This is a genomic window from Enhygromyxa salina, from assembly GCF_000737335.2.
GTDB lineage: Bacteria > Myxococcota_A > Polyangia > Nannocystales > Nannocystaceae > Plesiocystis > Plesiocystis salina_C.
The window spans coordinates 17,209-32,104 of the sequence record NZ_JMCC02000028.1 but is presented as its reverse complement, the minus strand read 5'-3'; the positions used below and the strand labels follow the sequence as shown (position 1 = coordinate 32,104).

The 14,896-nt window shown below is 68.2% G+C and carries 10 protein-coding genes; 6 read left to right on the top strand and 4 right to left on the bottom strand.

What is annotated here, in order from left to right; genetic code table 11:
* The first annotated feature begins 62 nt into the window (after nt 1–62).
* Nucleotides 63–1,424, top strand: coding sequence for a transcription antitermination factor NusB (locus DB30_RS11905; RefSeq protein ID WP_165703725.1), 1,362 nt, complete (start codon nt 63–65; stop codon nt 1,422–1,424).
* Between the two features lie 31 nt (nt 1,425–1,455).
* Entirely contained in the window at nt 1,456–1,986 is a 531-nt protein-coding gene (locus tag DB30_RS42235) for a ribosomal protein L7/L12 (RefSeq protein ID WP_052548529.1), read from the top strand.
* Between the two features lie 10 nt (nt 1,987–1,996).
* Here the strand turns inward: DB30_RS42235 and DB30_RS11895 are convergent, their stop codons facing one another.
* The 3 genes from DB30_RS11895 to DB30_RS11885 all read right to left on the bottom strand — a co-directional run bounded on the left by DB30_RS11895 (nt 1,997) and on the right by DB30_RS11885 (nt 6,768).
* A complete protein-coding gene (locus tag DB30_RS11895) occupies nt 1,997–3,811 on the bottom strand; it encodes a tetratricopeptide repeat protein (protein ID WP_165703724.1) in 1,815 nt (604 codons plus the stop codon).
* Nucleotides 3,812–4,002: 191 nt separating this feature from the next.
* The gene (locus DB30_RS11890) at nt 4,003–5,346 is read right to left on the bottom strand and encodes a hypothetical protein (RefSeq protein WP_052548527.1); all 1,344 of its coding nucleotides are present in this window, start codon (nt 5,344–5,346) and stop codon (nt 4,003–4,005) included.
* 105 nt (nt 5,347–5,451) lie between these two features.
* Nucleotides 5,452–6,768 (bottom strand): hypothetical protein, encoded by a 1,317-nt coding sequence (locus DB30_RS11885; RefSeq protein ID WP_052548526.1) that lies wholly within the window; start codon nt 6,766–6,768, stop codon nt 5,452–5,454.
* Between the two features lie 92 nt (nt 6,769–6,860).
* Between DB30_RS11885 and fdhD the strand changes: the two genes are divergently transcribed.
* Nucleotides 6,861–7,733: a formate dehydrogenase accessory sulfurtransferase FdhD gene (gene fdhD / locus DB30_RS11880; RefSeq protein ID WP_052548525.1), complete on the top strand. Its 873-nt coding sequence runs from the start codon at nt 6,861–6,863 to the stop codon at nt 7,731–7,733.
* On the opposite strand, the gene DB30_RS11875 is transcribed toward fdhD, so the two are convergent.
* Nucleotides 7,723–8,484, bottom strand: a complete 762-nt coding sequence (locus DB30_RS11875; protein WP_146658576.1) for a hypothetical protein — start codon at nt 8,482–8,484, stop codon at nt 7,723–7,725. The two genes, fdhD and DB30_RS11875, sit on opposite strands and share 11 nt — an antisense overlap.
* A 361-nt stretch (nt 8,485–8,845) precedes the next feature.
* Between DB30_RS11875 and DB30_RS11870 the strand changes: the two genes are divergently transcribed.
* From DB30_RS11870 to DB30_RS11860, 3 genes are read left to right on the top strand one after another with little or no spacing between them, the layout of a single operon-like run.
* Nucleotides 8,846–10,891, top strand: a complete 2,046-nt coding sequence (locus tag DB30_RS11870) for a hypothetical protein (RefSeq protein WP_052548523.1) — start codon at nt 8,846–8,848, stop codon at nt 10,889–10,891.
* A complete protein-coding gene (locus tag DB30_RS11865; protein ID WP_052548522.1) occupies nt 10,885–12,741 on the top strand; it encodes a serine/threonine-protein kinase in 1,857 nt (618 codons plus the stop codon). The genes DB30_RS11870 and DB30_RS11865 overlap by 7 nt, the downstream gene beginning before the upstream one ends.
* Nucleotides 12,738–14,771 (top strand): protein kinase domain-containing protein, encoded by a 2,034-nt coding sequence (locus DB30_RS11860; RefSeq protein WP_052548521.1) that lies wholly within the window; start codon nt 12,738–12,740, stop codon nt 14,769–14,771. Before DB30_RS11865 ends, DB30_RS11860 begins: the two co-directional genes overlap by 4 nt.
* Nucleotides 14,772–14,896 lie beyond the last annotated feature (125 nt).

Genomic DNA, 14,896 nt, shown 5'->3' with positions numbered 1-14,896 from the left:
CAGACGACTAGCCAGGAGTGGTCCCCCCAATGTGGCTGGCGAGCCACGGCTACACTCCCGCCGTGAACGGGGCGAAATCGGGGCCAAGTCCGCGGCGCGTCGCCGTCCGGATCCTGCGAGAGATCGAACAGCGTCAGGGGTTCAGCAACCGGATCTTGTCCGAGCAGCTCGAGCGCCACCCCGAGCTCGAGCGGCGGGATCGCGGGTTGATCACGATGTTGGTCTACGGGGTGCTCCGCCACCGCGGCCGGCTCGACAAGCTGATCGACTCGTTCGCGGACAAGCCCAAGAAGGTCAAGGGCGAGCTGCGGATGATCCTGCGGGTCGCGGCGTTCGAGCTGGTCGAGCTCGAGCGCCCGCTGGGGATCGCCAACGCCGAAGCGGGCAAGCTCGCGCGGCGCATTGATCCGCACGGGCGGCTGTCCGGGATGATCACGGCGATCCTGCACATGATCGATCGGGACTGGCCGATCATGGATGTCGCCCTGAGCGACGGTCACGTGCTCGACGCGCTCACCGGTCGCTGGTCGCTGCCGCGCTGGCTGGCGGCGCGCTGGCTGGCGGAGATCGGCCCCGAGCAGGCGCTCGCGCGGGCGCGGGCGCTCAGCGTCCCCCCGACCGTGGATCTGCGCGTGGACATTCATCGCAGCGGCGCCGACTCCCTGCGGGAATTGCTGCGGGCCGAGCAGCCCAAGCTCGAGTTCATCGCGGTGCCCGAGCCAGCCGGGGATCAGCCGCAGTGCCTGCGGGTGCGCGGCGGTGGTGACCTCTTTTATGGGCCTGCGTTCGAGGCCGGGTTGTTCTCGATCCAGAGCCTGGGCAGCCAGCAGGCCGTGCGGGCCTTGGCTCCCCAAGCCGGCGAGCGGGTGCTCGATGCGTGCGCGGGCATGGGAACCAAGACCATACAGATCGCGGAGCACATGGGCCGGCGCGGGAGCATCGTCGCGGTCGATAGCTCGGGCGAGCGGCTCGCAGAGCTCGACGCAGGCCGCGAGCGGGCCGGCCTCGACGGCGAGCTGACGCTGGAGATCATCGAGGCCGAGCTTGGCGGCGCGCTGCCAGACCATGCGCAGGCGGTGCTGCGAGCCGACAGCTTCGACGCGGTGCTGCTCGACGCGCCCTGCACTGGCTTGGGCAACCTCGGTCGGCACCCCGAGCTGCGCTGGACCGCGGTGGAGTCCAACATTGGCGACCGCGCCGCGCTGCAGGCGACCTTGCTGCGCTGGTCCGCGAGCTTGGTCCGGCCGGGCGGGCGGCTGGTGTACGCGGTGTGCAGCCTCGAGCCCGAAGAAGGCGAGGCGATCGTCGCGGAGTTTTGTAGTTCAGATGCAGGACAAGCGTTCACGCGCGAGCTGACCCAGTCGTGGACGCCAGAGCAGCACCACACCGACGGGTTTTGGTTGGCGCGTCTTCGTCGAGCGTGAACCTGGTCGGACGGGGGGGCATGATGACGGAATGGCCCGTCATCGCACCCGCGTCCTGTCTTTTGGTCCGAGCAAGATCCTCGCGATCAAGCTGGTCCGCGAGCTGAGCGGCGCTGGCCTGCGCGAAGCCAAGGAGCTGGTCGAGACCGGCAGCGAGTTCGAGTTCGAGCTGAATCCGCGGACCCAGACGACGCTGCGCGACGCTGCGCGACATGGGGTCCGTTTCGAGCTTGGATCGGCGCAACCAGGCGACGCCGAGGCCACGTCCGGGTCTGTCCAGTCGTTCGCCGTGCGCTTCGTTGCCAGCCGGCAGAAGATCCACGCGATCAAGCTGATCCTCGAGCTGACCAGGCTCGGGCTCGCCGAAGCCAAGGGGATCGCGGATCGGGGCGACGTGATCGCCCGTGACCTCGATCAGGCCGCCGCCGCCGCGATCGTCGCTCAGTTCGCGCAGATCCGCACCGAGGTCGAGATCATCGGCGGCACCGCGACACCGCGACCGACCGAGCCCGAGCACGAGCACGATCTAGAGCCCTTTTACGACGACGATGACGACTTTTGAACGGCCACGTTCACCCCATCTCACCCGACTCGTTTGAGCGCGACGACGCGCCCGACACAAAGCGCAGCAGCCGACTCGCCTCCATGGCCCAAGCGTTCGCGGGGCCGAAGGCACGCAGCAAGATTGGGTGTGCATGCTCCAGCAGCTGCTGCGCCCGCGCTGGTTGGCCGCGCTTCAACAAGAGGTCCGCGAACCTCACCTCAGTCATGCAAGTCCAGGTGTTGTCGGGAGTCCCGTGGACACCGAGCGCGACAATCAGGGCACGCTCGTAGGTCTCAGTCGCTCGATCCAGATCACCCTGAGCGGTCATTACCCCCGCCATCGAACGAAGTGTGATCGCTACGAAGATGTGGGCCGTCGCGCCAAAGATCTGCTGATTGATCTGCAACGAGCGCTCGAGGTGTCGGCTCGCCCCATCCAAATCGCCCTGCGCCGCGAGCACGCCCGCTAGCTCATGCAGCGAGACTGCTACATCGGGGTGAACTTCCGTTCCGAACACCTCGGCTTTGATCTTCAGCGAGCGTTCGAGGTGTCGGCGCGCCCCCTCTAGGTCGCCCTGTCCCCGCCGCACGCTTGCCAGCGAGTGAAGCGAGGCGGCTACCTCGGGATGAAGTTGCGTTCCGTAGACCTCGGCTTTGATCTCCAACGAGCGCTCGAGGCGTCGACGCGCCCCCTCCAGGTCTCCCTGTTTCTCGACGACGCCCGCTAGCTCATGCAGCGAGATCGCTACACTTGGGTGAACTTCCGTTCCGAACACCTCAACGTCAATTTCCAACGAGTGTTCGAGGTGTCGGCGCGCCCCCTCCAGGTCGCCCTGTGTCGCGAGCACGCTCGCTAGCTCATGCAACGAGGCCGCTACACTGGCGTGGATCTGCGTGCCGAAAATCTCAGCCTTGATCTCGAGAGAGCGTTCGAGGTGTCGGCGCGCCCCCTCCAGGTCGCCCTGTGCCCGAAGCACACCTCCCAGTTCATGCAGCGGGGCCGCTGCACTCGCGTGGACATCCGTGCCGAAGATCGACGAAGCGATCTCGAGAGAGCGTTCGAGGTGTCGGCGTGCCCCAACCAGATCGCCCTGTGTATGAAGCACGCTCCCTAGAGCATGATGCGAGGCCGCAGTGCCATCGGTTTTCTCGCCGGCATCGGCCGCGATTTGACGTTCGAGAGCGTGCTCGAGGAGCCTTCGAGCACCAGCGAGATCCCCGAGACCATGCATGACCTCTCCGAGCAACCTTGCTCCACGCGCCATGGCGCTCGGCGCCATTCCGGGATCACGCCGGGCTGCGATCCACCACTGGTCGAGCAACTCACGGGCGCCGCCGAGCTGCCCCATCGCGTTGAGCAGCTCCGCATGTTCGAACAACGCAACGTCGCTCTCCGACGCACGGAGGCTCGAGCGAAGCGCCTCTATCGATCGCAACGCCCCCGCGAGATCTCCCGCGACTCGCAGCTCCCTGACGCGCTCGAGCACGGCGGCCATTTCGCCGTAGCGATCCCCGACCGGCGTCGCTGCGGCATCGACCCCAATCATCTGTACGCGACTGAACACTCCCGAGTGCGCGTTGATCGACATCCAAGCGAGCTCACGCCGCCGCAGGGGCTCATCCGGCAGCGCCATGACGGTGACGTGGACGCTCACGAGGTCACAAAAGTCCGGCGCGACCTGCTGAAGATCAACGAGCCCCTGGTGGTGACCAAGCAAGATCCAAGGCACAGGCGCGACCTCGATCAGCAGGTCTCGCTGAACGTTCAACGCGCGGAAGGCAGCGTCCGTGCGCCCCTCCAGCCCTGTCACCAGCAGCGCCTCACCTAGCTGCTCGCCACGCAAACGCGCGAGCGGGTCCGACCCGAGTTCGTCAAAGTCAACGGTGCTGAGCGCCGCGACCTGCTCGCTCAGCCAACCCTCGAACGCCGCGCGGGCGCCCGGGGTGTCTGCTCGAACCATGGCCAGATCGAATTGTCCGGACGCAAAGTCGAGGAATCTCGACAGCGCGGACAGCCCATCTGGATCGAGCCCACTCACGAGGCCGACGTCTTCGGGCCAAGGAAGCGCTGAACCTCGGGCAACGAGCGTACATAGGGATGCAGCGCGTACCACTCCTCACCGTTGTATTTGAGGATATAGCGGCGATAGAGCAGCTGAAGCGCCTCGGTCCCCTCGGGCAAGCTGTGGGTCCGCTCGATCGCGGCGAGTAGCTCGGCCTTGCCCGAGATCCGTACCTGGTCACGAATGATCCCGACGCGCTTGTGCAGCGCAGCGTCGACATCCGCGACCGTGAGCTTGGGCCCTTGGGCCAAGACGAAGGCCTCGCGCAAGTGCTCCATCAAGTCACGCAGGCTGCCTCCGGTGTGCTGCAACACTCGATCGAGGACCGCGTCGGGGTTGGCGAACACGGCCTCGAGATCCATGCGCTTGCTCAGCGCCTCACGGAACAGTCCCCGAGCAGGCTCGTCGACGGTGTCCGGTGGGTCGTCAGCGCGCCGCAACGCCGGGGTGAACATGAACTCGGTCTGATAGAGGTTGTTGAGGGGCTCGGAGCGCGGATCGAGCAGCAGGCTGACCGGCGGGGTAAAGATCAAGTTGACGTCGAGAGACTGCAGGTGCTCAGCGCCCGCGCTCATGCAACGATCGAGCGTGTCGGGGTTGTATCGATCGAGGTTGTCGACCACGACCAGCAGCTCGCGGTCCCCGAGCGGCTCCTGAGCGGCCCGCAAGAGGTCGTTGGCATATGCCACGAGCTCCGCTGGGTACTTGCGGATCTGCTGCACCACCTTCTCGCGCTCGGTGCTCGTCCGCTTGAGCATGCCAAGCACCGAGGTGAAGTACTTGGCCGGCAATGGCGCGCCCTCGGCGGTGAGCTTGCCTTGAACTTCGACCTGCGCGACCCGCTCCTCGATGTTCTCGCGGGTGACCTTGGCGAACCACCGCTGAAGGCCCTCGAGCGCCTCTTTTGGCAGCGGTTTTTGTTCGAACTCTCGCATGTGCCGCTCGACACCAACTGCGATCGACAAGATCAACTCTGAAAGATCGAAGTCCTCCGCGTTGAGCTCGGTGTTGGCCTCGAGGTACAGGACCACGTAGCGGTGGCGCAGCTCGGCAGCGAGGCGGTGGATCTCCGTCGTCTTTCCGCTGCCACGCAGCCCGAGCAGCAGCAGGCGCATCCACGTGTCGCGGAGCCCGGGCACGCCTGTCTCCTTGAACTCGAAGCGCTGGATGATCCGTGGTTTGAGATCTCCACCCCGCGCGGCGCCGAGATCGGTGTACCAGGGGTGATCCGAGCGCAGCGGACGCGGCGAACAATTTCGATAGGCCTGGCGCAGGTCCGTCGCCGGCTGGCTGGACTCGGTCGGTGCGCTGGACATGCTTCGTTCTATCTCTCCTGCCCACACAGAGCCACTCGCAAGCGGCAGTCAGTTCGAGCGCCACACAGTGCGGAACACGCGCCGCCCATGGCAAACGGAGCTCACTCAGTAAAACAGCAAGTGCACCCCAGCATCGGACGCATACACCACCCGTGAGCTGTGCGGATGGCTGGCGCCTTCGAGCGCGATGAAGTGCAGATTTGGCGCCGGGATCCCAACGAGCTGCGTCCACGCCTGCTGGAAATTCGAGAACCGCTCAAACCGAGACCGCCCCTGCACGGTCGCCCTGCAGTTGGTCCCAAACGTGTCCTCGTGATCGTTGGCGGCCTGGATGTGCCAGATCTCGCGACTGGCATACTGCAGCCGCAGGGCCGCGCGCGCTGCCTTGGCCCACGTCGCGCTGCCGGGGTTGTGCTGGGCTTGGCGCGCGAGCTTGCGATCGATCGGTCGCAGGTAGCGGGCGATCGCATAGTCGGCCGCGCGCGTGGCTCGATCCGCGGCGACACGGTTGAGACCGCCAAGCCCGTAGCCCCACTCGTCGTAACCCTTGCAGCCACGCGGCGCGGCCCAACGCCAGTCGTGGGTGTCGCCGCGCCCCACCCCGGGCCGCACGCTGGCCTGCCCCGGCGGCAGCTTGCGCGTCATCATGGGGAACGCGTACAGGCCGGGGTTGGCGGGGATGTAGCGGACGTGGATGCCCTCTTGCTCGAGGTGCTCGTGGACGCCGGTGCCAAGCAGCGCGTAGCGGTGCACGGTCTGCCCGCCCGCCGAGTGGCCAACGATGACCACGCTCTCGAGCTTGGGAAACTTGACCAGGGCGGCCCGCAGGAACTCGTCGATCACGTCGAACGACGACACCGCGTCGGCCTTGACGAAGCCCACGCCGCTCTCGCGCGGGGCCGCCTGCGTGCCTGTGTTGTAGGTGCTGCCGCTCCAGGTCCAGGCGCGCTTGTCCTCGTCGGTGTAGGGCTGCCAGCCGTGGGTTCGCTGGAAGGTGGGGGCGACGATCGCGATCGAGTCGGGGTCGAGGTTGGGGTCGAGCCGCTGGGCCCGCGCGAGCGCGTTGGCGACCCCGCGCAGCTGATAGAGCCCCGGCGGCTCGCGGAGCCGCTCGAGCTGCGCCGCGCTTGGACCCACGACGCCGTGCACGACGAAGATCATGCGCGTGACCTGGGGATCGGGCGGGCCGTCGAGCTCGCTGCCTGCGTCGCAGTGGTAGGGCATGCGCCCACGAAAGTGCTCGGCGTTGGCCCAGCGACGAAAGCCGAGCTCGGCGGCGACGCACTCGCCGGGGCGACAGCGATCGAGCTCGGCGACCGGCTTGTAGCGGGGCGGCGTGGCGTTGCGGCCCGCGCAAGCGACCATGGCAACCGCGCTCAGACCGATGCAGAGCAGCAGCGCGAAGCGGGCGAGCCAAGACACCGACGCAGTCTAACCGCAGCTGGCGCGCGGCTCTGCAACAAAGCGCAGCGCGCCGCGTGGGTTCGCCTGCGCGCGCAGCTACACTCGCGCCGATGTCGGATCCAGATCCGCGGGAGATTGACGACGATGGCTTCGCGGCCGTCGAGCGCAGCGCGTGGATCGACGGCCGGGCGAGCGCGGTCGAGCTCGACATGCTGGCCCGCGAAGAGCCGCTCGAGATCCGCGTCAACCAGGTCGCGATCGCCGTCGTCATGCGCACGCCCGGCGATGATGAAGAGCTGGTCCGCGGGTTCTTGCTGTCCGAGAGGATCGTAGCGGGGGTCGACGACATTGCGAGCATGCGTCACTGCGACAACGTCGAGACCCCCGAGGCCGAGGACAACGTGATGCTGGTCCGCCTCGATCCCTCGGTCCAGGTCGACCTCGCCGCGCTGCGCCGCAACATGTACGCGAGCAGCTCGTGCGGGGTGTGTGGCAAGGCGAGCATCGAGGCCGCGATGGCGCTGCCCGAGCTCGCGCAGCTTTGCGACGCGCCCGGGCCCCAGCTGCGGGTCAACGTCGAGACGCTCACGAGCCTGCCAGCGCGGCTGCGGGCCCAGCAGCTGGTGTTTGATCGAACCGGGGGGCTACACGGCGCGGGCTTGTTCGACGCAGACGGCCAGCCGTGGGTCGTGCGCGAAGATGTCGGCCGTCACAACGCGGTCGACAAGGTGTTCGGCTGGGCTGCCCGCGAGCGCGTCGATTTCTCGCGCTGCGTGCTGATGGTGTCGGGCCGGGTCTCGTTCGAGATCGTCCAAAAGGCGCTGGCGCTGGGGATCCCGATCGTCGCCGCGGTCTCGGCCCCGACCTCCCTGGCCGTGGAGCTCGCGCGCGAAGCTGGGATCTCGCTGGTCGCGTTCGTGCGTGACCGCCGGCTGTGCGTGTACGCGGGCGAGCACCGGATCGTGGCTGCGCCTACCTCATGACCCAGGTTGGGTAGCGCTCGACCACGGCCATGCTGCCGCTGGGGAACTCCACGGACTGTTGGCGCTCGATCGGCAAGCCGTTGGCGCGCAGCCACAGCGTCGCGCGGCCGACCGGCTGGCCCTCGACCTCGATCCCAAATCCAAGCGGCTGGGCCTTGCCCGCGCCGAACGGCTGGATGGGGCCAAGCTCCGGCTCGACGTAAGATAGCCAGTCGTCCATGCCACCCTCGCCGTGCTCGGGCTGGGATCCCACGGTCAGCACCGCGAGGTTGTGCAGCAGGCCCTGGCGCGTGAGCCCGATGACGATCGCCTCGACCAGTTCGGGCGGGCGCGGACCGGTCCAGACTTGGTGACCGTCAACGAAGGTCACGAGGGTCTCGGCGTCCCCGCGCAGCTCGAGGTTCTGGGGGACGCCGTCGAACTCACCGGTCGCCCGCAGCGACAGCGCGTCCTCGCCCTCCCAGTGCAGGGTGCCGCTGAAGTGCGAGACGACCGCGCCGGTCGAGTCGACCTCGAATTCGATGACGACCCGGCGCGCGTCGATCAGTCGCTGCTCGAGCGCGCTCATGGCTTCTTCGCCCGGCTCTTCGGCGGTCGGAGACTCCGCGGCCGCGTGGGTCGGGTCGGTCGACGGCTGGCCAGGCCGGGGGTCGCGCTTGCCTGCGCAGCCAAGCACCAACGCGAGGGCGAGCAGGCATGGACCCCCACAGCTTTTTTTACCCCCACAGCCGCCTTCGCACTTCGCGGTCATTCGCTTCGCTCACTCCCAACGGGTCGGCTGTTCGCGGGGGCATGTGTGGCCCCCTTGAAGGGGGCTTTTCTACACTCCCGCAGCCGCCTTCGCACCTTTTTTGACCCCCACAGCCGCCTTCGCACTTCGCGGTCATTCGCTCCGCACCTTTTTTGGCTCCCGCAGCCGCCTTCGCACTTCGCGGTCACTCGCTTCGCTCACTCCCGACGGGTCGGCTGTTCGCGGGGGCATGTGGGGCCCCCTGGAAGGGGGCTTTTCCACACTCCCGCAGCCGCCTTCGCACTTCGCACTTCGCGGTCGCTCGATCCCAACGAGCTGGGGCCCTGCTGGGAGGCTTGGGCTCGTGTATGCTGCGCCCCCGATGAAACGCTTGCTGTGGATCCCCGCCCTCAGTCTGTCCCTCACGAGCTTGCCCGGCTGCAAGGGTGACGACACCCCGGCCGACTCGAACACCACCGAGACGGGTGATGGCGACGGTGATGGAGATGGCGACGGTGATGGAGATGGTGACGGCGACGGCGACGGTGACGGCGACCTGGTCGAAGAGCCGGCTCCCGAGGTCGCGTGGCCGACCATGGAGTGCGACTCGCTGGTGCCGGAGTACTGCCTGTTCCCGTACCCAAGCAACGTCTTCACGAGCGAAGACGCGTCGAGCCCGACCATGCGGCGGGTCGCGCTCAGCTCGGACCAGCTGCCGACCAAGAACGACAACACGATCTTGGCCGACCCCTTCAACGACGCCGACGGCTTCTCGCCGGGGCTGGCGATGCTGACCTACCTGCCGGGGGCTTCGACCACGGGGCTCCCCACCTGGCAGGATCTCGACGCCTCGCTCGACGCGGCCTCGCCAACGGTGGTGATCAACGCCGAGACCGGCGAGCGGGTCCCGCACTTCGCGGAGATCGACCAGTCGCTGGCGGGCGCGAGCAAGAACGCGTTCATGATCCGGCCCGTCACGCGGTTGGCGGACAACACCCGCTACATCGTTGGGATCCGCAACGTGGTTGACGGCAGCGGCGCCGCGATCCCACCCAGCCCGGGGTTCCAAGCGCTGCGCGACCTGCTGCCCAGCGAAGACGCCACCGTCGAGGCCCGCCGCCCGCTCTACGCCGACATCTTCATGCGCCTGGGCAACGCGGGGGTCGAGCGCGAGAGCTTGCAGATCGCGTGGGACTTCACGACCGCCAGCTTGGACAACAACACCGCGGACCTGATCCACATGCGCGACGACGCGCTGTCGATGTACCCGGCCGACACGGGCCCCACGTACTCGATCACCAACTTTGATGACGAGTACAACCCCGACACCATCGCCTACCGGGTCGAGGGCATGATCGAGGTCCCGCTGTACCTCGACGACGCCGATCCAGGCGGCCGCATCGTGTACGGCGACGACGGTATGCCCGAGGTCCAGGGGACCGCGCAGTTCCCCTTCTACGTGCTGATCCCCAACAGCGCGATCGAGACGCCCGCGCCCTTGCTGCAGTACGGCCACGGCCTGCTTGGCAGCGCCCAAGAGCTGGGCGCCGGGCACATGCGCTCGTTCATCAACGAGTACAATTACATCCTGTTCTCGGTCGACTGGATCGGCATGGCCGACGAGGACGCGCTCAACATCGCGGGCATGCTCGACTCGGGCGAGGTCCACCGGTTCAAAGACGTCAGCGACCGCCTGCAGCAGGGCCTCGTCAACTTCGTGCTGGCCACCCGCATGATGAAGACCAGCTTCGCGAATGACGTGATGTTCGGGAGCTACGTCGATCCGAGCGCGGCCTACTATCTGGGCATCAGCCAGGGCGGGATCTTTGGCGGCACGTTCATGGCGATCAGCCAGGACATCGAGCGCGGCTGTACTGGGGTCCCGGGCCAGCCCTACAACTTGTTGCTGAACCGCAGCGTCGACTTTGACTCCTACTTTGGGATCTTGCAGGCGGGCTTCAGCGACTCGCGGGATCTGCAGATCATCCTGGCGCTGCTCCAGGGGCTGTGGGACCGCGCCGAGCCAACCGGCTACAGCCACAAGATCATGAACGACACGTTCCCGGACACGCCGGCCCACGACGTGCTGATCCGGGCGGCGATCGGGGATCACCAGGTGACCACGCTCGGCGCTCACATCATGACGCGGGCGGTTGGCGCGAAGCACCTCGACACCGGGATCCGCGACGTGTGGGGAGTTGACAAGGTCTCCGGGCAAAACGCGGGATCGACCTACGTCGAGTACGCGTTCGGCCTGCCCGAGGATCCGCTGGGCAACGTGCCGCAAGAGGCGTGCGACGACCCCCACGGAAAGCTGCGGCAGCTGCCCGAGGCACGCGAGCAGCTCGACACTTTCTTCCGCACGGGCGTCGTGGAGAACACCTGCACTGATGGCGTGTGTTCGTTCCCGGAACTGGGCGGGTGCTGAGCCAGCGTTACCAAATCGGACGCTTACTCGGGCGGGGTGCGGTCGCCAGCGTCCACGCGGTCACGGACGCAGACGGGGTCGTGTACGCGGGCAAATTCCTGCACGCCTCGCGCGACGGAGACGAGAGCGCGACGGCGCGGTTTGGTCAGGAGGCGCGGCTGCTCGAGGGGCTGTCGCATCCCAACTTGGTCCGGGTCGACGGCAGCGCGATCGGGGTCGACGACGCGGGCAACGAGCGCAGCTTCGTTCGCATGGAGCTGGTCGAGGGGTGCGGCCTCGACGTGCTGGTCGCCCGCGAGGCGCCGATGCCCGAGGCGCGCGTGGCCGAGTTTGGTCGGCAGCTGGCCGAGGGGCTGGCCTACGCGCACGGGCACGGCATCGTCCACCGGGATCTCAAGCCGGCCAACGTGCTGGTCCAGGTCGGTGATGCGGGCGCGGACCCGGTGCTCAAGATCGCCGACTTTGGGATGGCGCGGGCCAGCTCGCTGTCGGGGGTCGAGGCGGGCGCGCTGACCGTGCTTGGGACCCCCGACTACATGGCGCCGGAGTCGATCGAGCCGCTGGCCGTCGACGCCCGCACGGATCTGTACGCGCTTGGCTGCATGCTGTTCGAGATGCTCACGGCCACGGTGCCGTTCCCAGCGGCGACCCCGTTTGGTGTGCTTCGTCGGCATCGCGAAGATCCGGTCCCGCCGCTGCCCGCTGATCTGTCGCCCGCGATGCGAGCGATCGTCCAGAGCCTGCTGGCCAAGTCGCCCGCTGATCGCCCCCCATCGGCGGGGATCGTGGCGCGGCGCTTGGCCCAGATCGCGGCCGGCGAGTCCGCGCTCGCGCTGGTTGGTGAAGCTGGGATCGGGATCGCCGAGTCGATCACGTCGTCGTGTGCAGGCTGCGGCCACCCGCTCGTCGCCCACGTCGCGGTGTGCCTCAACTGTGGGCTCGCCAGCGCGACGCTCGAGGCCGGGAGCTTCGGTGTCGTGATCACCGGGCCGGGCGAGGTCGGCGACAAGATGGACGCCCAGCTGCGCCAACAGCTGCTGGTGTGGCTCGATCAAAACCCCCAGCTCGGGCTCGAGGGCGGCAAGGGGCTCAAGCAGCGGATCCCCCGGCTGCCCGTGGTGTTCGTCACCCGGGTCAGTGAGCGCAGCGCCAAGGCGATGGTCGCGTCGTTGGCCGCGCTTGGGTTCGCCGCCGAGGCGATCTCGGGCGCGGCGATCCGTCACCCGCAGGTGCGGTCGAAGGCCGGGAAGCTCGCGGGTCGCGTCGGCTTGATCGCCATGACCTCGATGGGCGGCATGTTCAACAATGGTGTGTGGGTGATCGGGGTGTTAGCGGTTGGCGCGGTCGGGGCGCTGATCGGCACGACCGTGCACTCCGCGAGGTCGGTCACCCGTGGCACTGGCCGCAAGCCGGACGCGCTGGGTCCCGAGCTGCGCGCCGCGTTCGACGACGTCGAGGCCCTGGTCCCCACGCTGGACCAACCCCGCCACCGCCACGCGCTGCGAGCCGTGATTCGTCAGGTCCTGGCGCTGCGCAAGCGGATCGGCGCCGAGCAAGACGAGCAGCTGGCGCTGGCGCTGACCCGGGCAACCGCGACAACCGGCACGCTCGCGCGGATTGATCGGCAGCTGTCGGAGGTCGATCTCAACCTCGCCGACGACAACACCCGCGCGCTGCTGCACCAGCGCGATCTATGGTCGGGGCGCATGCTCGAACTATCTGGCGCGCTCGAGGGGCTGCGGGCTCGGGCCACGGCCACCCAGCTACGCGCCGCGGAAGCCAACGATGATGGCGGGCTCGATGATCTGCGCGCGACCGTAGAGGCGCTCGAGGAGGTCCAGAGCCTGTGACGCAGCTGCCAAACACCAGCGATCTGGCCAGCGATCTGGCCAGCGATCTGGCTGGGGTCCTGGGGCCCGCGGCGCACGGCCTGGTCGTGCTCGACGGGCCGAAGCGGGTCGGCAACGAGCGGCGCTGGCAGCTGCGCCTGGCTGACGGTCGCGAGGTCTTGCTCGCCCAGCTGGTCGAAGAGCTCGCCAACGACGAGTGCGTGCGGCGGCGCTATCGGCAGGATGTCGAGCGCCTGGCGGCCTTGGATCTGCAGGACGTCGCGCCGCTGATCGCCTGGGGTCCCAAGCAGGACAACGGCCCACCGTGGCGCCTGCGCCCGCGCCCCGCTGGCCAGACCCTCGAAGCGTGGCTCGACGCCCGCGCGCCCGCACCCGCCGACGAGGTCGCGCAGATCCTCGCGGCGCTGTGCGATCGGCTGGCCAAGCTCCACGACTTGGGCATGGTGATCCGCGATCTCTCGCCAGCCAAGATCGCGCTCACGGCCGAAGGTCCGGTGTTCGTCGACATCGGCCTGGCGCGGGTCGACATCCTCTCGACCCGAACCGCCGCGAGCCTGGTCCTGGAGGGCTCGCCCTACACGGCGCCCGAGCTGCTGATGCGCACCGCCGTGGACGGCCGCGCGGATCTCTACGGGGTTGGCGTCCTGGCATTTCGAGCGCTGACCGGTCAGCTCCCGTTCCCCGACACCCACGCGCTGCTGCGCCCGGCGGGCCCGGCCCCGCGCCCACGCTCGATCCAGCCCACGGTGCCCGAGCCGATCGACGCGCTCGTCGCCAGCTTGCTCGACACCGAGCCCGCGACCCGGCCGCGGGCCGCTCGCCTGGTCGCCGATGTCCTGCGCGGCCAGGCCCAGCTCGGCGCCATGGTGCCAGCCCGATCGAGCTGTCAGAGCTGCGGCGCCGCGATGCCGCTGGGCCAGCGCCTGTGCACCGCGTGCGGAAAGTTGGCGGTTCAATTCCAACACGCGACCGACGACATCAACCCCGACGCCCGCGTGAAGCTGGTGCTGCGCAAGCTCAAGGAAGACGCCGAGCCGATGGCTGCCCTGCAGCAGCTGAGCGCGGACCTCTGCGAGGGCCAGGCCCCAGCCTTGAACTTCGTGGTTGGCGACGCCCGCATGTACTCCAAGCAGGAGATCGAGCGGCGGATCCCCCTGCCCTGCACCTTGTTCAATGATCTCGACGCGGACACGGCCGCGCGGATCCAGCAGCGCTACGCAGACAAGGGCATCGAGCTGAAGGTCGTGAAGCTCGACGCGGTCGATCGAGGCGGGAAGCCGAGCGCCCTGACCCACACCCAGCGACGCACGGGTGGGATCATCGCGGGGGTCATAGCTGTGGTTGGCGCGGGCGCGATCGTGATCGGGGCGCCGATCCCAGTGGTGCTAGCGAGCGTGGTGGCCGGCGGCGGGCTGCTAGGCGGCCTGATGGTGTACGGATTTCGCAAGGCCAACCGGCGGCGGCTCGAGCGATGGGGTCGCTCGCTGATGCAGCTTCGAGCGGGTCCGGCGGCGCTGCCCGCCTCGGATCCTCTGGTCGCGCGTCTGACTGCGCTGATCCAAGCCAAGCCCGCGGCGGATCTACACGCGCTGCTGGCCGAGCTCGCGCTGATCGTCCAACGCCTGGTCGATCACCGCGCCAGCAACCAGGGCGAGGCCGCGCAGATCGACATGGCGACCCAACCAGTCGCCGCGCTGGTGTCCCAGGTCGAGCGGCGCGTGGGTCTGATCAACGCGATCGATGCGGAGCTCGCCGAGCTCGACGAGGGTCTGCTGGTCCGTGGCCTCGCCGCCGCGAACGCCCGAAACGAGCCCGCGACCGGCGAGACCCAGGTCAAGCTCCTCAATGGCCTCGATCGCCTGCGCGAGCTCGAGGTCCGCCGGGCGCAGAGCCTCACCTCGATCCTCGAGGCCGCCGATCTGATGCGTCGGGCCGTCGAGCTCGGGCTCGCGGTCCACGATCCCGAGCACGAGCACGAGCGTCACGTTCGCGCGGCCATGTTGGCGCTCGAGGCTGGCCCCGAGACTTGAACCGAAAGCTCGCGCGTCAGCCCAGCCGATCTGCGCCTGCCCGGGTGGACGCAGCCCCCCGCTCGGACAACAGATTCTCGGCCAACCGTTGCGACCCGCGCAGCGTGTGGCGCGGTTCTGGTCGC